Origin of the sequence: Jatrophihabitans telluris (assembly GCF_023516435.1) — a bacterium.
Classification (GTDB): Bacteria; Actinomycetota; Actinomycetes; order Mycobacteriales; family Jatrophihabitantaceae; genus Jatrophihabitans_A; species Jatrophihabitans_A telluris.
The window spans coordinates 1,000,367-1,020,067 of sequence record NZ_CP097332.1 but is presented as its reverse complement, the minus strand read 5'-3'; the positions used below and the strand labels follow the sequence as shown (position 1 = coordinate 1,020,067).

Sequence of the window (19,701 nt, the reverse complement as noted above, 5' to 3'; positions counted from 1 at the left end):
TCCCCCGGTTCACTGAGCATTGCCCGTGAAGAGCACGACAGGCGCTTCGACGGAGTAGTTGAAAGAGATGGTGATCGGATTCTTGAACGAAGCCGGCTGCGCGAACACATAGGTGCCACGAGCAGAAGCGCCCGCAGCCGCATGGCCGGACAGTGGCTTGGACGGGCTGCCGATCATCTGTTGGAACGGCGTACCGGCCTTGTCGAGCACGGTGACGGTGACACTGCTCAGATCCAGCGTCTTGTTGGTGCCGTTGGTCATGCTGAGCACGAACTCGGTGGCCGGACCGCTGACCTCACCGGGCCCCTGGGCCTTGGCGGTGATGGTCTTGACCTCCGACACCTTGGCCGTGACCCCATTGCCGAAGTTGGCCGGGCTGGACAGGCTCACCGCGGACTTGGTCTCCAGCGACTTGGCGGGGACGGTCTGGTTGACCGAGCCCGACGTGACCTTCGTACCGGGCGCGGTGGACACCGTGGCGCTTGCGGACGAGCTGGCCGAGGCCGTGCCCGTCCTGGATGCGCCGGCGGTGGTTGCGCCGGTCGAGCTGCTGCTCTGTGCACCGGCGGTGGTTGCGCCGGTCGAGCCGGCTGCATTCTTGTGCGAACCGCTGCAGGCTGAGAGGGCACCGGTCAGGACCAGGGCGCCGAGAACGGTCCCTGAGACCAGACGGAGCCGAGTGGCGCCTGCTGTCAACGTCTGGCCGTGCTGCTTACGACCGTGAACGTGGGTAGAAGTACTGCCCACAACTGATTCCCCCGAATCATCCCCCGATGAACGCCGCACTAATTAGTGATGGCGAGTTGACACAGAACCTATACGAGAAATCGCTCTCGCGCTAGCCCCGTGTTAAGTTTCACCTTACGTAATAGCGTGATTCCTCAGCGTGACGACAAATGTCACGCGCTGTAATCGAAATTATCACTCTCTGCGATCGGGGAATTACGCATTGTCGAGCGCGGACATATCCCGGAACCATTTGACACTGGCTAACAGTAGATATCCGGCACTTGCCGCACCGAGCACGGCGTACACCCCGAAGAAGGCGTGGTGCCAGCCCAGAAGCAGGAACGCAAGGCACAAGACGCCGTAATCGGTGGGAATCACCAGGGCGGATCTCAAGGTGGATGGAGCGCCCTGCTCGACCGGCCGGCCGCGGCGGGCGCCGACCTCGCGTCGGATGAAATCGTTGAGGAGCATGCCGAAGAAGCTCACGTTGGCCACGAGCGTGAAGGCGACCGGAACGAGCAACCAGGCCGGCCGATGAAAGCCGAAGAACCGGTAACAGCTGATCAGCACCGCCAGATGCAGGCCGGAAATCTTGGCCGAGTCGACGATGTGGTCCAGCCACTCCCCTGCCTTGCTGCCGCCGCCCCGAAGTCGCGCGAGCTGCCCGTCGGCGGCATCGAAGGCGTAGCCCAGGACGAGGCAGACGGCGATGAGGACACCGGTCCAGATCTGGGGCCGGACCAGGGCCAGTACCGCAATCCCGGTGAAGGAGAACATGGCGCTGATCGCCGTGATCTGGTTCGGGGTGCGTCCGGCCTTGTACCCGGCCGCCGCAAGATAGCGACCCAGCTTGCGGTTGATGAACCGCGAGTACGCGGGCGCACCCTTGGCCGGTTTCTGGGCTGCGGCCAGGGCTGCGACCACGTCGCGGTAGCTGCGTTCCGGGCCGATTCGCCCGTCGGCGGCCGGCCGGTCGTCGATGCTCATCGGAGGGCCCCGGCGGTCTCGTCCCGACGACGTCCCGAGGGCCGTCGACGTGGGAACTCCCGGTCTGCCAGCCGTTGGCACAACCGCTCGTAACGGGCCGCGACATCGTCCCAGTCGTAATCGGCTGCCCGAGCCTGCAGAGCCTTGCCGCGCACCGCAGCCGCCGCTGGGTCCGCCTCGGCCTGGTCGACAGCCACCGCGACACCAGCGGGGTCGGCGAAGAACTGACCGGCCTCGCCGAGGACCTCCCGGTTGAAGGAGACATCGAAAGCGATCGTCGGGGCGCCGGCGCCGATGGCGCGCAGCAGGGACGGGTTCGTCCCTCCGACCGAGTGCCCGTGCAGGTAGGTCAAGCTGTTGGCGTAGAGCTGATCGAGCAGCTCCTGGTCCCAGATGCCGCCCAGCAGACGAACGCGATCGTCGGCCAGACCGGTGATCCGGGCTGTGTAGTCATCGGCGTAGGGCGCCGAACCGACCACCACGAGTGGGAGCCGAGCAGCACTGGCGACGTAGCCCTCGACGATCTCGGCCACGTGGTTCTCCGGCTCGAACCGGGCCACCACGAGGTGGTACCCGCCGGCGACAAGGCCCTGCTCGGCCAGGCGGTCCGAACCGAGACCGGTCAGGAGCGGTGCCCCGTAGGCGATGAGCTCCGTCGGGGCGGCGAATTCCTGGGTGTAGTAGTCGGCGATGCCCTGCGCGTCGGCGATCAAGGCGTCAGACCACCGGACCGACAGCGCCTCCGCGCCCCGGTAGTACCGCCGGCCGTTGCCGCCCCACTTGGCACGCTTCCACTCCAGGCCGTCCACGTGGGTGGCGACGGGGATCCGGCGAGCTCGCAGCAGCGGCAGGAACGGGGCGTTCGCGGCGTTGAAGACCAGGGCCACGTCGGTGCGGTGCGCGAGGAGGTGCCGCACAGACAGGCCCGTGTGACTGAGCGTCTCCAGCGACTTCTTGCGCATCGCGGGGAGGTGGACCAACTCCATGCCCAGGTATTCCGGGCCGACCTCGGCCTCACCGCGGCAGTAGACCCGTACCTGGTGTCCCCGCGCTACGAGCCGGCGGCCGACCTCCTCCACGCATGTTTCGAATCCGCCATAACGGGCAGGCACCCCACGGGTACCAACCATTGAGATGTACATCGTGCCCCTTGGTGCCCGCGGACTGACCGCGGCGTTGAACCGGAACGTCGTGGTGGATCAGCGGCTTCGTAAAACCGCCTCTCCCGCGCTAGTAAGCGCCTGAACCGGCCGTCACTGCTCGAGCGGTCTTCCACAGGATCATCAGATCCTCGCTCAATGACCAGTTCTCCACATAACGCAGATCCAACCTTACGGACTCCTCCCAGCTCAAGTCACTTCGACCGCTGACCTGCCACAGGCCCGTCACCCCGGGCTTGACCAGCAGGCGACGGTGGACGTGGTCCTCGTAGCGGGCGACCTCCCGGGGCAGTGGAGGGCGGGGGCCGACGAGCGACATGGTGCCGTTGAGGACGTTGATGAGCTGAGGTAGTTCATCGAGGGAGTACTTGCGCAGGAACCGTCCCACCGAGGTCACCCGAGGGTCGTCCTTCATCTTGAACAGCACGCCCTCACCGTGATCGCTCTGCCCGACCAGGTCGGCCAGGCGCTCCTCGGCGTCGACGTACATCGAACGGAACTTGATCATCTCGAACGTCGAACCCTCACGGCCGACGCGCACCTGGCGGAAGAGGGCCGGTCCACGACTGTTGCGGCGGACCGAGATCGCCAGCGCGATGAACAGCGGCGACAGCAGCAGCAGGGCCACGGCGGCGACGCTGCGATCGAACATGCCCTTCATGACCCGCCGGAAACCGGTGAACTCCGGTTCCTCGACGTGCAACAGCGGCAGGCCCGCAACGGGCCGGATGTGCAGGCGCGGGCCCGCCACCTCGGTGAGGCCCGGCGAGACGACCAGGTCGGTCGCGGTGCCCTCGAGCTGCCAGGAAATCCAACGAAGCTTCTCCGGACCCACCACCCCGGAGGAAACGACGGCCACCGTGTCGGCCTTGCTGCGCTGTACGGCCGAGCGAACGGAGTCCACGTCGCCGAGCAGTGGCACCTCGAGGGCGGCCAGCGTCTCCACGGTGCCGAGTTCCATGACCACTTCGTCGGGCACGCAGGCGCCGACGACGCGTAGGCCCGCGTACTGGTCCCGTCGCACCATCGTCGTGAAGGACTCGATCGCGGCGGCATCGCCGACCACGAGCACCGAAGTCAGGGCCATCCCCCGGGCGCGCTGCCGGTGCAGCCACTTACGGGCGCCGTAGCGAACCAGCAGGTCGAAGATCAGGGCCAGTGGGAGCGCGATCAGCACGAAACCGCGGGCCAGGTCGGCCTTGGTGACGAAGGAGGTGAACGCGATGAGCGCGGTCAGATGCAGGAACGCTTGGAAGACCCGTGAGAACTCGGCGGAGCCGACACCGACGAAGCGGTCCTCATAGGCGCGGTTGACAGCGACGAGTAATACCCACGCCAGTGGCGTGAGGGCGGCCAGCGCACTGTAGAAACGTCCGTTGGCCGTCGTCGCGTCCGCACCGAAGCGGAACAGGAACGACAGCGATACCGCCAACGACGCGGCGAGGAAGTCGAGCACGACCAGGGCCCGCTGATACTGGCTGAACCACTGGGCATGACGCTTGGGCGGTCGAGGCGTGGGCTCGAAACGCCGAATGTCGGCGACGATCTCGGCATTGCGGTTGACGCCGGTGCGAGCGCGGCGTCCAACTCGGACGTGGTGGCGCTGCTGTGTAGGACGTGCTGGTGTGTGAGTCTGCGTTGATGCGGCTGACGGCGAGGATTCGGCGAGGCCCAGTGTGGCACCGGGCACTTCGCCGACCTCCCCACCAGCGGCGATGAAGCCACCCGTGGACATACTTCCCCCGATTGTGCTCAACGGCCGAAGCCGCGGAGCGGGATTCCCCCGTATCGTCGCCCGGACCTCTAACGCCCGCACGACCCCCCGTTAAACGCGATAGGGGGAATCCGTCGACATCCCGTGGCCCCCCGTTCACGTTCTGACCCCTATGTTTATAGCCGGTGAGGCCGACGTTTGGGAAGCGCTAAATTCCCTTATTTTCCAGGTGAATTCCTCATCCGAGGCCACTTGGAGCCAGAGGGTGATTGACCGTTTTCAGAGAGTCACCAAATCCGCCTTAACAGCCCGGTAACGCCTCCGCTCGTCTCACTATGCGGACATGCGCAAGGATTGACCCGTGACGGACCCCACAGCACTAGAAGACGCTGTCGCTGACTCTCTGCATCCAGACGACGACGCCGCGCTGAGACGCGATGTCCGACGGGTTGGCGAACTGCTTGGCGACACGCTCGTCCGCCAGCACGGCCAGGACCTGCTGGACCTCGTCGAAGAGGTCCGCAGGCTGACCAAGTACAGCAAGGATGCCGAGGATCCGCAGGCCCGCGAGCAAGCGCGGACCGATGTCCGGGCACTACTGGCCGGCCTTCCGCTCGACACCGCGGCGGCGTTGGTCCGTGCGTTCTCCGCGTACTTCCACCTGGCCAACGTCGCCGAGCAGGTCCACCGCGTGCGCAGTCTGGCCGAACGCCCCGCGACCGAGGGCTGGTTGGCCAAGTCCGTCACCGCGGTCGCCCAGACCGACGGCGCCGACGCACTGACCCGAGCGGTGGCTGAACTGGCCGTCCGTCCCGTTTTCACCGCCCACCCGACCGAGGCCAGCCGTCGATCGGTGCTGAGCAAACTACGCCGCCTCGCCGACGTCCTCGCCAATCCGACTGAGCCCGGATCGAGTCAGCGCGAGCGCCAGGATCGAGAACTGGCCGAGATCATCGACCTGATCTGGCAGACCGACGAGCTGCGTCAGCACCGTCCGACGCCGGTCGACGAGGCCAGAAATGCCGTGTACTACCTGCAGGAACTCATTTCAGAGACTCTTCCGGACCTGATGGTCGACCTGGCCGCGGAGTTGAAGCGCCATGGCGCCGTGCTCGCGCCCGACGCGCGTCCACTCACCTTCGGCACCTGGATCGGCGGAGACCGGGACGGAAACCCCAATGTCACCGCTGAGGTCACGCGCGACGTATTGCGCATGCAGCACCATGTCGCGGCTCGGGCCGCCCGCGGGTCGATCGACAACCTCATCGCCGAGCTGTCCTCCTCGTCCTCCGTCGTCGGCGTTTCGCCCGCACTCATCGAATCGATCGACGCCGACATCGCGGCGCTCCCCGAACTCGATGCGCGCCTGCTGACGGTGAACGCAACCGAGCCCTACCGGCTCAAGCTGTCCTGCATCCGGCAGAAGATCCTCAACACCGAAGCCCGGGTCGACCACGAAACCCCCCATGTACCCGGCCGGGACTACCTGGGCCGTGGCCAACTGCTGGCCGAGCTTGCCCTGCTGGGCCGATCCCTGCGCGAGAACGCCGGAAGCCTGATCGCCGACGGGTTGCTGTCCCGCGCCGAGCGCACCGTGTCGGTGTACGGATTGCACCTGGCGACCATGGACATTCGCGAGCACGCCGAGGCGCATCATCACGCGGTCGGGCAGTTGGTCGATCGGCTGGTCGAGGAGACGTGGCTGTACGCCGACCTGCCCCGCGACTACCGAACCCGCTTGCTTTCCAAGGAGATCGCCTCGCGCAGACCACTGGCGCAGACGCCGCCGCCCTTGGACGACGAGGCGGCCCGGACCTTCGCGGTGTTCACCGAGATCCGTCGAGCGCTGGACACCTACGGTTCGGACGCCATCGAGAGCTACATCATCTCGATGACGATGGGCGCCGACGATGTCCTCGCCGCGGTCGTACTCGCCCGCGAGGCCGGCCTGGTCGACGTCCACGGCACCGGTTCGGCGGGCACGCCCGACACTCCGGTGGCCCGGATCGGATTCGTCCCGCTGCTGGAGACCGTCGACGAGCTGCGCAAGAGCGGGCAGGTGCTCGACGATCTCCTTTCCGACCCGACCTACCGCTTGATCGTGCGACTGCGTGGCGACGTCCAGGAAGTGATGCTCGGGTACTCCGACTCCAACAAGGACGCCGGCATCACCACGTCCCAGTGGGAAATTCACAAGACCCAGCGGACCTTGCGCGACGTCGCCGCTCGGCACGGCGTCCGGCTGCGCCTGTTCCACGGTCGCGGTGGGACGGTGGGCCGTGGGGGTGGACCGACCTACGATTCGATCCTGGCTCAGCCGTGGGGGGTACTGGCCGGAGAGATCAAGTTCACCGAACAGGGCGAGGTGATCAGCGACAAGTACTCCCTGCCCGACCTGGGCCGGGAGAATCTGGAGCTCACCGTCGCGGCCGTGCTGCAGGCGTCCGCGCTGCACGTCTCCCCGCGTCAGGGCCACGAGCAGCTGGCCAACTGGGACCGAACCATGGAGGTGGTCAGCGATGCTGCCTTCACCGCCTACCGCCGCTTCATCGACGATCCCGGCCTGCCCGAGTACTTCCTGACCTCGACTCCGGTCGAACAGCTGGGTTCGCTCAACATCGGCTCCCGCCCGTCCCGTCGGCCGTCGTCCGGTGGCGGCCTCACCGGCCTGCGCGCGATCCCGTGGGTGTTCGGCTGGACCCAGTCCCGCCAGATCGTGCCGGGCTGGTACGGCGTCGGATCCGGACTGCAGGCCGCCCGGCAAGCCGGCTTCGCCGACGCACTCTCGCAGATGCTGGCCGAATGGCACTTCTTCCGCACGTTCATCTCCAACGTCGAGATGACCCTGGCCAAGACGGATCTGCAGATTGCTTCGTTGTACGTCGCCTCGCTGGTCCCCGAGCGGCTACAACCCCTTTTCGAAAAGGTGAAAACCGAGCATGCACGCACCGTGGAGGAAGTGCTGCGCATTACCGGAGAGAAAGAGCTGCTGGAGAATCAGCCCGCGCTGAAGCGGACGTTCTCCGTACGTGACGCCTACCTCGATCCCATCTCCTACGCCCAGGTGGACCTGCTCAGCCGCGTGCGGACGCTCACCGCGCAGACCACGGCGGCCGCTCCGAACGCGCAGCCGGAGATCGGTGACGAGATCGCCGAACTTCAGCGAGCACTCCTGCTCACCATCAACGGAGTCGCGGCGGGGCTGCGCAACACCGGCTGATCGCCGTTGCGCACGGACAGCCTGACTTAGCACTGCCCTGTCCGAAAACCGCCAGTCAATCGCCCGGCGAAGCGGCAGACTGGTGCCATGGTCATCGACACCGACGCCGCGTACCGGGCGCTGCAGAGCAGGGATTCCCGTTTCGACGGGGTTTTCTTCGTCGGTGTGCACACGACCGGTATCTACTGTCGCCCGTCCTGCGCCGCTCGGACGCCGCTGCGGCGCAATGTTGATTTCTACCCCAGTGCCGCCGCCGCCCAGCGATCCGGCTTCCGGGCCTGCAAACGGTGCCGCCCGGACGCCACCCCGGGTTCGCCGGAGTGGAACGTCCGCGCCGACCTGGCCGGCCGCGCCGTGCGGATGATCTCCGACGGCGTCGTGGACCGCTCCGGTGTCTCCGGACTGGCCGATGCCCTCGGGTACTCCGAACGCCAGGTGACCCGAGCTCTGCTGAGTGAGGTCGGCGCACCACCGCTGGCGCTGGCGCGGGCCCAGCGGGCTCAGACCGCGCGCATCCTGCTCGAACGAACCCAGTTGCCCGTCACCGACGTCGCCTTCGCGGCGGGCTTCGCCAGCGTGCGCCAGTTCAACGACACCGTCCGGGAAATCTTCGACGCCACTCCCACCCAGCTGCGAACCGCCCGGCGAGCGTCGGCACGGCCGGACCCGACCGGGTCAACGCGGCCCGTGGACCCGGGTGTGATCGAGCTGCGCTTGCCCTTCCGTGCCCCCATGAATCTCGAGGCGACCGTGGCGTTCCTGTCGCACCGGGCGATCGGCGGCATCGAGGCGGCCACAGCCGACGGTTACACCCGCGCCCTGCCTTTGCCACACGGCCCAGGGCTGGTCACGCTTCGGCCGGCTACTGATCACGTCCGTGCCCGGCTGCGATTGACCGATCAGCGCGATCTGTCCGCCGCCGTCAACCGCATCCGCCGGCTGCTCGACCTCGACGCCGATCCGCAGGCGATCGACGAGGTGCTGGGACGTCAGCCCGAACTGCGACCGTGGGTGCGGCGTCGGCCGGGGCTGCGCTCGCCCGGATCGGTCGACTCGTTCGAGATGGCGGTCCGCGCCATCGTCGGTCAACAGATCTCGGTGGCGGGAGCCCGAACCGTGCTGGCCTCCATCACCCGGGCCTACAGCCCGGTGGTGTCCGGCCTGGACCCGGACGGCTCCTGGCGGCTGTTCCCCTCGGCCGAGCGCCTCGCCGGGATCGACCCGGCGCAGCTGCCGATGCCGCTTCGCCGCGGACAAACGATTGTGCGCGTGGCGCAGGCGATGGCCACGGGCGAGCTCGTCCTCGACCCGGGCAGTGACCGCCCCGCCGCGCGCGCACGGCTGCTCGCCCTGAGCGGGATCGGTCCGTGGACTGCCGATTACCTGTTGATGCGTGCGATCGGCGATCCGGACGTCTACCTCGCCGAGGATCTCGGCGTTCGCCACGCCCTCGATCTGCTTGCTCCTTCCCCGGCCGACGGCGGGCGTCGGACCGGTCCCGATCCGGCATCGGCCGCGCCGTGGCGCAGCTACCTCACCCATCACCTCTGGGCCGCGCTCAGTGAGCGAAAGCCTCGACCGAATAAGGAGAACTCGTGAAACACACCATGATGGACTCCCCGATCGGAGTGCTGCTCCTGGTCGGCGAGGACGAACCCGAGCGCGCCGTTCGCGGCCGCACCGACAGCGGTAACGATGTCAGCGTGGCCGGGCTCTACACCGCCGAACACGTGCGGCTGCCGACCCCGCCGGGCGATCGTGACGACGCCGCTTTCGCCCGGGCCACGGAGGAACTGACCGAGTACTTCGAGGGTCAGCGCAGGGATTTCGACGTCTGCCTGAACCCACGGGGAACCGAATTCCAACGTCACGTGTGGTCAGCCCTGCGGTCGATTCCGTTCGGTCACACGGCGAGCTATGCCGACATCGCGGCCGCCGTTGGACGTCCCAGTGCCGTGCGGGCGGTCGGGGCGGCCAACGGCCGCAACCCCATCTCGATCATCGTCCCCTGCCATCGCGTCGTCGGCAGCAACGGCGCGTTGACCGGGTACGCCGGCGGCCTGGAGGCCAAGAATTGGCTACTCACCCATGAGCGTGCCGTAGCCGGTTTGGCCAGCGCGGGTAGCCCCAGTAACGCCGTCAGCGCCGTCAGCGCAGGAAGCGCCTCGGGCGTCCGGCTCAGCGGACAGTGACTTTCTTGCACGCGAGCAGGGTGTTACCGCTGCCCGCGCCGACGTTGATGGCGAACACGCAGGCCTGGTGGCTTCCGGTCGGAATCGTCACGGTCGCGGCGTAGCCCTGGTTGGGGCCGACTCCTCGTGCGCGAGCCGCGTCGGGTCGGCTGACCCCGGTCCCGAACGAAGCGACGCCACGACCGTCGACGTAGAGGTGGATCCTGAGGGCCGCGGATCTGGTGTCCGGATCGGCCGCCCAGCCCCGTACGGTCAGCCGGCTTCGGGCGGTCGAGATCGCGGTGTCGAGGTAGCCGAAGGGGTTATGGGCGGCGACAGCGCGATCGTTGTTGGTGATGATGGACCTCGCTGCCGCGCCGACCCCGATGCTGATCACCGGATGGCTCGCGGGATTCAGCCAGCGCATGACCGTATCGAGCAGGCCGGCGGCGATCGCGACGCACCCGGCGGTGGGTTGCTTGTTCGTCACGTGCAGGAAGAACGCCGCTCCGGCGCCCTTGACGACCGGATTGGTGTTGTAGTCGATGACGACCGCTCGCGAGTACACATAGCCGGCGTCGTAGAGATTCTCGCTACCCGGTCCCGGAGACGTGGCCGAGTGCACATGCTGGTTGTACGTCGGCGACTTGGCGTAGCCGTCCCACCAATCCTGGCGCGTGGTGGTCAGGTACGGCAGCTTGGTGCCATTGCTGGGGTTGCTTCCGAACGCCTGGGTCAACGCGAAGACCCCGGCGGGCGTACGGGCGACGTCGTCGCGCGTCTCACCGATGCCGAGTTCGCCGACGAAGGCAGTCACGGGACCCCACACGTGCAGGTACGTGCCGTTGGTGCGTTTCTGCCACAGGTCCAGTTTCGCTCGGGTGGCACTGGCCGAACTCGATTCGACAGTGATGACCTGGGCGTGCGAGGACGCGGCAGCACGCGTGAGGGCGGCGGGGGCCATCGCACTCGTCACGATCGGTGCGAACGAGGCCGGCGTCGCAGACCCGAGGAGGGTAACGGTGGACACAGTGACCACCGACGCAAGCAGGGCGGCTACCGATCCCAGCACGGACAGTCGCTGCCGCAGGCTGAGGTTGGACGCTGGAGCAATGCGCATGCGTGGACCCTCCGTTCGACCCGGGCGCGAGGCCCGGCGCCGGGTACTCAGCCCCCCGAGCCGTCACATAGGTATACCCCAGCACCAAGCGTCACAGCGACTCGAAAGGGACGAAGGCCCCGAGTCCTTGGCGAATCGGCATCAAGGGGCCCCGGCTCGCCAGGGCACCCTAGGCGTTGAAGTGGTTCTGGGCGGCCTCGACGCCGCCGGTCAAGATCGCCTCGACGGCGTCCGCAGCCCGGTCGACCAGAAAGTCCAGGTCCTTGCGCTCGGCCGCGGCGAACTCGCGAAGCACGAACTCCGCCGGATCCTGCCGACCAGGGGGGCGCCCGATTCCGAACCGCACGCGGGCGTAGTCGCGGGTGCCCAGCGACGCGGTGGTGGACTTCAAACCGTTGTGACCGCCCTCGCCTCCGCCGCTCTTGAGCCGCAGCCCGGCGAACGGTAGATCCAGCTCGTCATGGACCACGACGATGTGGTCGGGTTCGATCTTGTAGAACTGCGCCAAAGCCTTGACCGGGCCACCGGAGACGTTCATGAACGACTTCGGCTTGGCCAACACCACCGCGATGCCCTCGAGGCGCCCTTCCAACACATCCGCGTTGGCCTTGTGGGACTTGAAATTTCCCCCGGCCCGGCGGCCGAGTTCGTCCACGACCAGAAAGCCGGCGTTGTGCCTGGTGGCCGCGTACTTCGGTCCGGGGTTGCCCAGACCGACCACGAGGAACCGGTCCTCGGCCATCGAGTCGTCCCCTCCCACTTTGTCGCGCTGCCGGGCCTCGCGGATGTCACGGCCAGACTCCGGCCGACCGCGAACCCAGGCCTGGGGACGAGGAAGCCGCCACCGCCAGCGCGGTGACGGCATCTCGTCGATTCGTTGGGTGCGGCGTTCGGACTACTCCGAGGCCTTGTCGGACTCAGCGGCCGTCTCGGGCTGGTCCTCGACGATCCCGAGCTCGTCGGCCGCGGCGGCGGTCTCGGCTTCGAGGTCCTCAGCGGTCGGCGCCGTGCCGACGTGCAGCACGAGGGCCTCGGGGTCGGTGACGAGCACGGTGCCAGCCGGGAGGTTGACGTCGGCAGCGGTGATGTGCGCGCCGATCTGCAGCCCCTCGATCGACACCTCGACCTCGCTGGGCAGGTTGGTCGCCTCGGCCTCGACCGACAGCGTGTTGTGCTCCTGAGTCAGCAGGCCGCCCGGGGCGATGTCGCCGGTCAGGACCAGCGGAACCTCGATCGTGACCTTCTCGCCGCGCCGCACGGTGAGCAGGTCGATGTGCTCATAGACACCGCGGATCGGGTCGCGCTGAATCGCCTTCGGAATGGCCAGTTCGTCCTTGCCCTCGACCGACAGGGTGAGCAGCACGTTGGCGCCGTGCTTGATGGCGTGGCTGAACTCGCGGGCCGGGATCGAGATGTGGCGGGGGTCCGCGCCGTGGCCGTAGATGACGGCCGGGATCTTGCCGGCGCGACGGGTGCGGCGGGCACCACCCTTGCCGAACTCGGTACGGGCTTCGGCGACGAGACGGATTTCGGACACGGCGGCACTCCTGAACTACGGGTCGAAACGAATGGTGGCTGCGATATGCGGTTGTCTTCGCGATGTCTCGGTGAGGCTGATCGGAACGTGCGACGTCACGCTTCGCCCGACAGGCCCAGCAGACACCGCGTCGATCACGAAACTCTTTCGATCAGCGTCCGTCTGACAGACGGCACTGACCGGCGGGCTTCCTCGCCGAGGCAACCCTGCAAGCTTACAAGCGATCGAACGGACAGTGAAATCGGGTCACCCCTTACGCGGCAGGGCGCGGGCAACCCACGTGGGAACGGACCGGGTGAGCGTGGCCTAGCATCGTGGGAGTGTCATCGATCGAGGTACGGGCCGCGGCCAAGATCAACATCCACCTCGGGGTGGGCCCCCGCGACTCCGATGGCTTCCACCCGATCCAGACGATCTACCAGGCGGTCAGCCTGTACGACAGCGTGCGACTCACGGCGGTGGGGCCGACCCCGCCGGCAGACACCGACTCCGTGGCGGTTCCCACCGGCCCGATGCTGACCGTCAGCGGTATCGAAGGCGCCGACGCGCCGCCCGACCCCACCAACCTGGCCTGGCGGGCACTGGAACTGCTGGCCTCGCACGCCGGCCGGACCGTCGATGTGACGCTGGCCCTGGACAAGCAGATCCCGGTCGCGGCCGGGCTGGCCGGGGGCTCCGCCGACGCGGCCGCCGCGCTCACCGCGCTGGCCGCATGGTGGCGGCTGGATATCTCCGACAACGAACTCGACGCCCTCGCGGCCGAACTCGGCAGCGACGTCACCTTCGCCCGGCACGGCGGCACCGCGCTGGGCACCGGCCGTGGCGAGCGCCTCCAGCCCTATCCGGCCGGGGAATTCCACTGGGTGCTCGTCGCCTCCCACGGCGCCCTGTCGACCCCGGCGGTCTACGCAGAGCTCGACCGTCAACGGGAGACCGACACCAGCGCCGCCGTCGTCGAGCGCGCCGGCTCGCCCGAACCGGCGCTACGCGCGCTGGCCGCGGGTGATCCGGCGGCTCTGGTCGGCCTGCTCGTCAACGACCTCGAGCCCGCCGCCATCGCCCTGGCCCCGTATTTGGAGGCCACCCTGCAGGCCGGGCGCGCGGCGGGTGCGCTGGACGCGGTCGTGTCCGGATCCGGGCCGACCTGCCTGTTCCTGGCCGGCGACGCCGCGCACGCAGCCGAGCTGGCCGACACCCTGAGCGCCACGCCGACGGCCCGGCGAGTTCTGGCCGTACACAGCCCGGTCCGCGGCGCCCAACTGGTGGAGTCCGAACTCTGATGGCGGCCGCAGTCAACCTCGTGAACCTCGAGAACGTGAGCAAGACCTACGGGACCACCAGCGTGCTGTCCGGCGTATCGCTCGGGGTCAGCGACAACGACCGGATCGGCGTGGTCGGGCGCAACGGGGGCGGCAAGTCGACCCTGCTCAATCTGGTCACCGGGCTGGAGTCGCCCGACACGGGACGGGTCACCCGTACCGGCGGCGTGCGGATCGCACTGGTCAACCAGGCCGGAACCCTCACCGCCGGCGACACCGTCCGCCAGGCCGTCGTCGGTGACGCGGCGACCCACACCTGGGCGGGCGACTCCTCCATCCGGGAGGTCCTGTCCGGCCTGGGGCTGGCCGCGCTCGGTCTGGACACCGGCGTGGACCGGCTCTCCGGCGGTGAGCGGCGCCGGGTGTCGCTGGCCGCCGCCCTCGTCACCGACGCCGAACTGCTCGTCCTGGACGAACCGACGAACCATCTGGACGTCGAGGGCGTCACCTGGCTCGCCGAGCATCTCCTTCGCCGCAAGGGCGCACTGCTGGCCGTCACCCACGACCGGTGGTTCCTCGACGCCGTCTGCAGCACGACCTGGGAGGTCGTCGACGAGGGCGTGCGCAGCTTCGACGGGGGCTACGCCGCCTACGTGCTGGCCCGTGCCGAACGGGACCGGCAGTCGGCAGCCAGTGAGGCGCGGCGGCAGAACCTGCTGCGCAAGGAACTGGCCTGGCTGCGGCGCGGTGCCCCGGCCCGGACCTCCAAGCCCAAGTTCCGCATCGATGCGGCCGAGGCCCTGATCGCCGACGTCCCCGAGCCGCGCAGCAGCACCGAGCTGCGAGCGCTGTCGGCCAAGCGACTGGGACGGACCGTCTACGACGTCGAGGACGTCAGCCTCGGTGTCGGAGAACCCGGGTCCCGCAAGAGCCTGCTCGATCACGTGAGCTGGCATGTCGGCCCGGGTGACCGGGTGGCGATCATCGGCGTCAACGGATCTGGCAAGACGCATCTGCTTCGGCTGCTCGCCGGTGAACTGTCGCCCGACGAAGGGACCGTGGTCATCGGGCAGACCGTCCGGGCCGGGTACCTGTCCCAGAACGTGACCGAACTGCCCCACGCGCTACGGGTCATCGAGGCCGTGACCGAGGTCCGGACGACGGCGGAGATCGGCGGCGTGGAGCTGTCGGCCAGCCAGTTGGCCGAACGCTTCGGCTTCGCCAACGACCGTCAGTGGACTCCGGTCGCGGACCTGTCCGGCGGGGAGCGTCGTCGCCTGCAGTTGCTGCGCATCCTGCTGGCCCAACCCAACGTGCTGCTGCTGGACGAACCCACCAACGACCTGGACACCGACACCCTGGCCGCCCTGGAGGATCTGCTCGACTCCTGGGCCGGCACCTTGGTGGTCGTCAGCCACGACCGTTACCTGATCGAGCGAATCTGCGACACCACGGTGTCGCTCATGGGAGACGGTTCACTGGCCGCGCTGCCCGGCGGCGTCGAGGAGTACCTCACCCGGCGTGCGGCCGCACGAACCGAGTCCGAGCGTCCCGCCGGCCGCTCGACCGACGGGGTGTCCGACACGGTCAAGGCGAAGGGTAACTCGCGCATCGCTCGCAAGGAACTGACGCGCCTGGAACGCGAGATCGCCAAGTGGGAGAAGCGGGAATCCGAACTTCACGCCCAACTGGCCGAACACGCCACCGACTACGCGCGGACCGCGGAGCTGGACACCGAGTTGCGGACGGTGCTCGGCGCCCGGGAGGCCGCCGAGGAGCGCTGGCTGGAGTTGTCGGACGAGGCCTGACCGCCAACCGGCGACCGGACTGCCCGGCAGGCGTCAGGCCGCGACGGAGAAGTGGAAGACCGCGAAGCGCGGGACGGCCACCACAAGACCGGTCGAGCCGGTGCCCGGGGCGCCCGACGGCGCAGGAACCGACCCGCCCGACGGCGCAGGAACCGGTTGTCCCAGGCCGACGAAGGTCAAGGTGTCGCCGTGGTGCTGCACCTTGCCCGACACGATCATCCGGAAATGCACGTTGCCGTGGGCGTCGGCCCGAACCTGAACCGTCCGCTCGCGTGAGCTGAGCCGGCGAACCTCGATCAGCTCCCGAGCGTCGAAGCCACGCTCCACGACCTCGACACAGTCGCCGGCAGGTAGGACGGCGCCGACCGCGAGCACGCGACCATCGCACTCCGACAGCTGCGCACCGGCACCGGGCACGGTGGGCACCAGGTGCGCCGTGCTGGCGGCACTGGAGCGGCTCAGCCCGATCAACGTTGCCGGCACCGAAATGGACACGACTCCGACGCCCAGCACCGCAAAGCACGCGGTACGCAGCGAGCGCAGGCCGGCGTTGGCCATGGTGTCCTCCGGAGAGTCGGTTCATTCCGAAGGATCGGCAGGCTGGTCCAGCGCTCAAGTGAACGCCGGCCGACAATCGTCCGACACCTCGCAATGTGACTGATCAGAGGACGGACAACGGGCGCTGATACCGCGCGGTTCGCCCGGAGTGGTCGCCAGACGCGGACGCGGTCAGTCCGAAACCGACAACCGCGGCTTGGCCTCCAGCCCCTTCAGGCCGTTCCAGCCCAGGTTCACCAGATGCGCGGCGACCTCTTCGCGCCTGGGCTTGCGGACCTCCAGCCACCACTGTCCGGTGAGGGCGACCATGCCGACGAGCATCTGCGCGTACATCCCGGCAAGCTTGGGGTTCAGCTTCCGCCGGCTGAACTCGCCGACGAGGATGTACTCGACCTGGCTGGCGATGTCGTTGAGCAACGAGGAGAAGGTGCCCGAGGACGACACCACCGGCGAGTCCCGGACCAGGATCCGGAAACCGTCCGTCTCCTCCTCGATGTAGACCAGGAGAGCCAACGCGGCCTGCTCGACCAGGGCGCGCGGATTGTCACCGGTCAGGGCCGAGGTGATCCGGTCGAGCAGCCGACGCATCTCGCGGTCGACCACCACGGCGTACAGGCCCTCTTTGCCACCGAAGTGCTCGTAGACCACCGGCTTGCTCACGTTGGCCCGGGCCGCGATCTCCTCGATCGACGTCGCCTCGAAGCCCTTCTCGGCGAACAAAGCCCGTCCGACGTCGAGCAGTTGTTCCCGACGCTGATTGCCGGTCATCCGAATCCGGGGCCTGCCTGCGCTGTCGGTCACCGGTCCATTGTTTCAGGCTCTGCCGACATCGGTGGCGCGGTGTGCCGAATGGCTGATCAGGTTCGGACCGGTTCGTAGGGTTTCCAGGACAGCGGGCTGGCCAGCAGGAGCGAGGAACTCGGCTTGCCGTACCCGGCCAGCCGATCGATCAAATCCTGGAAGGCGGCCATGTCGGCCACGGCGACGCGCAGCAGCGAGCAGCCCTCGCCGGTCACCCGATGCAATTCGAGGATCTCCGGCCAATCCAGCACCGAGGCGTCCTTGAGAATGCAGCGGGGGCCGTAGCAGTCCAGCTGTACGAAGGCCTGGACCGGACGCCCCAGCGCGGCGGGGTTCACGCGTGCGCTGTAACCCTCGATGACGCCGGTGTCGGCGAGGCGGCGGACTCGCTCGGCGACCGAGGGCGCCGACAGCTTCACCCGGCGCGACAGCTCGTTCTGCGAGATCCGCGCATCGGCCTGCAGTTCGTCGAGAATCCGCCAGTCAACTGCGTCCACCTAGGCCGTCCTCACGATCGAAACCCCGAATCCGGATGTGCCTCACGATCGTAAGCCCGTGGCTCGAATCGTGGCACGGCCGCGATTCCGATCAGCTGATCGACCCGTGCACCATCGATGTCATGACCGCGATCGACACCGATGCCCCGAACCTGCAGTACTCCGGCCGCACTCCCTACGTCAGTTACACCGACGCCGACGTGCTGGCCGGGTTGATCCACCCGCAGACCGATGAACCGCTCGAGGTGACGTTCATCGTCGCCACCCAGATCATGGAGCTGCATTTCCAGCTGCTCATCCACGACCTACGGGGGGCCATCGCCGCGCTGCACGCCGACGATCTCCCCGAGGCCGGCGCGGCCATTGCCCGCGTCGTGGCCACGCAGAAGTCGCTCGTGTCGTCCTGGCAGCTGCTCGCTCCGATGTCAGCGGTCCAGTACAACCGGTTCCGGGCGTCTCTGGGCAAGGCGTCTGGTTTCCAGTCCTTCGCCTACCGGGAACTGGAGTTCCTGCTCGGGGCGAAGAACGAGCGCATGCTCGCGCCGCACTCGGGCATGCCGGTCGTGGCGGCCACCCTGCAGCGCGCCTACGACGAGGCGTCGGTGTACGACGCGGCGATCGCCCTGCTGGGCCGCCGCGGCCTGCCGGTCCCGGCCGGCCTGCTCAGCCGCGACGTACGGCAGGCCCATACCGAATCCGATCCCGGGCTGGTGGAGGCCTGGCGGCTGGTCTACGCCGGCGAGGACGAGCTCACCGCACTGGCCGACGCGCTGACTGCGGTGGCCGAGCAGCACTCGACGTGGCGGTTCGTGCACTACACCGCGGTCATGCGCATCCTGGGCGCCAAGCCGGGCACGGGGGGTTCGGCCGGACTTGCGTGGCTCAAACGTAGTGTCGACACTCCGGTCTTCGTCGAATTGTGGGAGGTCCGCAGTGTCCTCTGAGCGTGCTGCTCTCGCGCCCGAACGGTTCGTCCTGTCCGACGGCACGATCTACCTCGACGGAAATTCCCTGGGCGCCATGCCGGTCGGCGTACCGGCCGCGGTCGAGGACGCCCTGCACCGCCAGTGGGCCGCCGACCTGATCACGTCCTGGAACGACAACGGCTGGTGGCAGTTGCCCGCCCGGATCGGCGACCGCATCGGCGCCCTCGTCGGGGCCGGTCCCGGCCAGGTGATCTGCGGCGACTCGACCTCGGTGCAGCTTTTTCAGACGTTGGTCGCCGCGGCTCGGCTGCGCCCGGGACGGACGGTGCTCATCACCGACGGCGGGGGCTTTCCGACCGATCAGTATCTGACCGATTCGGTCGCGCGGCTGCTGGATCTCGAAGTCGTGCGCATCCACCCGAGCGAACTGGCCCGCCACCTGGATGCCCGGACCGCCGCGGTGTCCTTCAGCCTGGTCGACTACCGAACCGGCGAGCTGTTCGACCTGGCCGGGGTCACGGCTGCGACCCATGCGGCGGGTGCGGTGATGGTCTGGGATCTGTGCCACGCCGCCGGCGCGCTGCCGGTGCGGTTGGACGAGGCCGGCGTGGATCTGGCCGTGGGCTGCTCCTACAAGTACCTCAACGGTGGTCCGGGCGCACCGGCGTGGATCTATGTCGCCGCCGGCCTGCAGGCCGAGATCGATCTGCCGCTCACCGGCTGGCACGGCCACCGGAGCCCGTTCGCCCTGGAGCAGCACTACGCGCCCGCGGCCTCGATCGAGCAGGCTCGCATCGGGACGCCGCCACTGCTGTCGATGCTGGCCCTGGACGCGGCGCTGGACGCTTTCGACGGTATCGAGCTGTCCGCCGTCCGGGCGGCCTCACTGGCGCTGACCGATCAGGTGATCGCCTACGCCGACGAGCAGCTGACCCGCTACGACGTCGAGGTCGTGACGCCGCGGGCCGCCAGCCGGCGCGGATCCCACGTGTCGTTGCGGATGCCGTCGGCCTACGAGGTGTGCCAAGCCCTGATCGCGCGCGGCGTGATCGGCGACTACCGCGCACCGGACATGCTGCGGCTGGGATTGACCCCGCTGTACCTGTCCGGCCAGGACGTCGACCGCGCCATGGCCGAGCTGCGCGACGTCCTGGAAACCAAGGCGTACCAGGCAGTCGAGTTCGCCCGCAGCTCGGACCACCCGGTCACCTGAG

17 protein-coding genes are annotated in these 19,701 nt (G+C 68.2%); 7 read left to right on the top strand and 10 right to left on the bottom strand.

Annotated features, from left to right (window positions below):
- Positions 1–9: 9 nt before the first annotated feature.
- From M6D93_RS04955 to M6D93_RS04940, 4 genes are all read right to left on the bottom strand, one after another.
- On the bottom strand, positions 10–747 hold the full coding sequence (locus M6D93_RS04955; RefSeq protein ID WP_249773251.1) for a hypothetical protein: 738 nt from the start codon (positions 745–747) through the stop codon (positions 10–12).
- Between the two features lie 195 nt (positions 748–942).
- Complete coding sequence (locus tag M6D93_RS04950) at positions 943–1,716, bottom strand: CDP-alcohol phosphatidyltransferase family protein (protein WP_249773250.1); 774 nt, start codon at positions 1,714–1,716, stop codon at positions 943–945.
- Positions 1,713–2,858: a DUF1972 domain-containing protein gene (locus M6D93_RS04945; RefSeq protein WP_347343522.1), complete on the bottom strand. Its 1,146-nt coding sequence runs from the start codon at positions 2,856–2,858 to the stop codon at positions 1,713–1,715. The genes M6D93_RS04950 and M6D93_RS04945 overlap by 4 nt, the downstream gene beginning before the upstream one ends.
- An 88-nt stretch (positions 2,859–2,946) precedes the next feature.
- Positions 2,947–4,611, bottom strand: coding sequence for a sugar transferase (locus M6D93_RS04940; RefSeq protein WP_249773248.1), 1,665 nt, complete (start codon positions 4,609–4,611; stop codon positions 2,947–2,949).
- 340 nt (positions 4,612–4,951) lie between these two features.
- Between M6D93_RS04940 and ppc the strand changes: the two genes are divergently transcribed.
- The 3 genes from ppc (at position 4,952) to M6D93_RS04925 (ending at position 10,002) form a co-directional block, all read left to right on the top strand.
- Positions 4,952–7,810, top strand: coding sequence for a phosphoenolpyruvate carboxylase (gene ppc / locus M6D93_RS04935; protein ID WP_249773247.1), 2,859 nt, complete (start codon positions 4,952–4,954; stop codon positions 7,808–7,810).
- Between the two features lie 87 nt (positions 7,811–7,897).
- Positions 7,898–9,409 (top strand): AlkA N-terminal domain-containing protein, encoded by a 1,512-nt coding sequence (locus M6D93_RS04930; RefSeq protein ID WP_249773246.1) that lies wholly within the window; start codon positions 7,898–7,900, stop codon positions 9,407–9,409.
- A gap of 8 nt (positions 9,410–9,417) precedes the next feature.
- Positions 9,418–10,002: a methylated-DNA--[protein]-cysteine S-methyltransferase gene (locus M6D93_RS04925; RefSeq protein ID WP_347343543.1), complete on the top strand. Its 585-nt coding sequence runs from the start codon at positions 9,418–9,420 to the stop codon at positions 10,000–10,002.
- Here M6D93_RS04925 and M6D93_RS04920 read toward each other — a convergent pair.
- From M6D93_RS04920 to M6D93_RS04910, 3 genes are all read right to left on the bottom strand, one after another.
- Complete coding sequence (locus M6D93_RS04920; RefSeq protein ID WP_249773244.1) at positions 9,989–11,101, bottom strand: L,D-transpeptidase family protein; 1,113 nt, start codon at positions 11,099–11,101, stop codon at positions 9,989–9,991. The two genes, M6D93_RS04925 and M6D93_RS04920, sit on opposite strands and share 14 nt — an antisense overlap.
- Before the next feature lie 169 nt (positions 11,102–11,270).
- A complete protein-coding gene (pth, locus tag M6D93_RS04915; RefSeq protein ID WP_249773243.1) occupies positions 11,271–11,843 on the bottom strand; it encodes an aminoacyl-tRNA hydrolase in 573 nt (190 codons plus the stop codon).
- A gap of 153 nt (positions 11,844–11,996) precedes the next feature.
- Positions 11,997–12,638, bottom strand: a complete 642-nt coding sequence (locus tag M6D93_RS04910; RefSeq protein WP_249773242.1) for a 50S ribosomal protein L25/general stress protein Ctc — start codon at positions 12,636–12,638, stop codon at positions 11,997–11,999.
- Between the two features lie 320 nt (positions 12,639–12,958).
- Here M6D93_RS04910 and M6D93_RS04905 point away from each other — a divergent pair, with 320 nt between their 5' ends.
- Together M6D93_RS04905 and M6D93_RS04900 are read left to right on the top strand one after the other, a co-directional pair.
- A complete protein-coding gene (locus M6D93_RS04905) occupies positions 12,959–13,918 on the top strand; it encodes a 4-(cytidine 5'-diphospho)-2-C-methyl-D-erythritol kinase (protein WP_249773241.1) in 960 nt (319 codons plus the stop codon).
- A complete protein-coding gene (locus M6D93_RS04900; RefSeq protein WP_249773240.1) occupies positions 13,918–15,705 on the top strand; it encodes an ABC-F family ATP-binding cassette domain-containing protein in 1,788 nt (595 codons plus the stop codon). The genes M6D93_RS04905 and M6D93_RS04900 overlap by 1 nt, the downstream gene beginning before the upstream one ends.
- 33 nt (positions 15,706–15,738) lie before the next feature.
- Here M6D93_RS04900 and M6D93_RS04895 read toward each other — a convergent pair whose 3' ends face one another.
- The 3 genes from M6D93_RS04895 to M6D93_RS04885 form a co-directional block, all read right to left on the bottom strand.
- Complete coding sequence (locus M6D93_RS04895) at positions 15,739–16,263, bottom strand: hypothetical protein (protein WP_249773239.1); 525 nt, start codon at positions 16,261–16,263, stop codon at positions 15,739–15,741.
- A gap of 171 nt (positions 16,264–16,434) precedes the next feature.
- Positions 16,435–17,031, bottom strand: a complete 597-nt coding sequence (locus M6D93_RS04890; protein ID WP_347343542.1) for a TetR family transcriptional regulator — start codon at positions 17,029–17,031, stop codon at positions 16,435–16,437.
- Between the two features lie 89 nt (positions 17,032–17,120).
- Positions 17,121–17,561, bottom strand: coding sequence for an Lrp/AsnC family transcriptional regulator (locus tag M6D93_RS04885; RefSeq protein WP_249773237.1), 441 nt, complete (start codon positions 17,559–17,561; stop codon positions 17,121–17,123).
- A gap of 122 nt (positions 17,562–17,683) precedes the next feature.
- On the opposite strand from M6D93_RS04885, the gene M6D93_RS04880 reads away from it, so the two are divergent.
- Both M6D93_RS04880 and M6D93_RS04875 read left to right on the top strand, forming a co-directional pair.
- Positions 17,684–18,505: a tryptophan 2,3-dioxygenase gene (locus tag M6D93_RS04880; RefSeq protein WP_249773236.1), complete on the top strand. Its 822-nt coding sequence runs from the start codon at positions 17,684–17,686 to the stop codon at positions 18,503–18,505.
- The gene (locus M6D93_RS04875) at positions 18,495–19,700 is read left to right on the top strand and encodes a kynureninase (RefSeq protein WP_249773235.1); all 1,206 of its coding nucleotides are present in this window, start codon (positions 18,495–18,497) and stop codon (positions 19,698–19,700) included. The genes M6D93_RS04880 and M6D93_RS04875 overlap by 11 nt, the downstream gene beginning before the upstream one ends.
- The last annotated feature ends 1 nt before the right edge of the window (position 19,701 follow it).

Coding starts and splice junctions, on each gene's coding strand:
- M6D93_RS04930 (WP_249773246.1), top strand. CDS start 7,898: ATGGTCATCGACACCGACGCCGCGTACCGGGCGCTGCAGAGCAGGGAT.
- M6D93_RS04900 (WP_249773240.1), top strand. CDS start 13,918: ATGGCGGCCGCAGTCAACCTCGTGAACCTCGAGAACGTGAGCAAGACC.
- M6D93_RS04940 (WP_249773248.1), bottom strand. CDS start 4,611: ATGTCCACGGGTGGCTTCATCGCCGCTGGTGGGGAGGTCGGCGAAGTG.
- M6D93_RS04920 (WP_249773244.1), bottom strand. CDS start 11,101: ATGCGCATTGCTCCAGCGTCCAACCTCAGCCTGCGGCAGCGACTGTCC.
- M6D93_RS04895 (WP_249773239.1), bottom strand. CDS start 16,263: ATGGCCAACGCCGGCCTGCGCTCGCTGCGTACCGCGTGCTTTGCGGTG.
- M6D93_RS04945 (WP_347343522.1), bottom strand. CDS start 2,858: ATGTACATCTCAATGGTTGGTACCCGTGGGGTGCCTGCCCGTTATGGC.
- M6D93_RS04880 (WP_249773236.1), top strand. CDS start 17,684: ATGACCGCGATCGACACCGATGCCCCGAACCTGCAGTACTCCGGCCGC.
- M6D93_RS04950 (WP_249773250.1), bottom strand. CDS start 1,716: ATGAGCATCGACGACCGGCCGGCCGCCGACGGGCGAATCGGCCCGGAA.
- M6D93_RS04890 (WP_347343542.1), bottom strand. CDS start 17,031: ATGACCGGCAATCAGCGTCGGGAACAACTGCTCGACGTCGGACGGGCT.
- M6D93_RS04925 (WP_347343543.1), top strand. CDS start 9,418: ATGATGGACTCCCCGATCGGAGTGCTGCTCCTGGTCGGCGAGGACGAA.
- pth (WP_249773243.1), bottom strand. CDS start 11,843: ATGGCCGAGGACCGGTTCCTCGTGGTCGGTCTGGGCAACCCCGGACCG.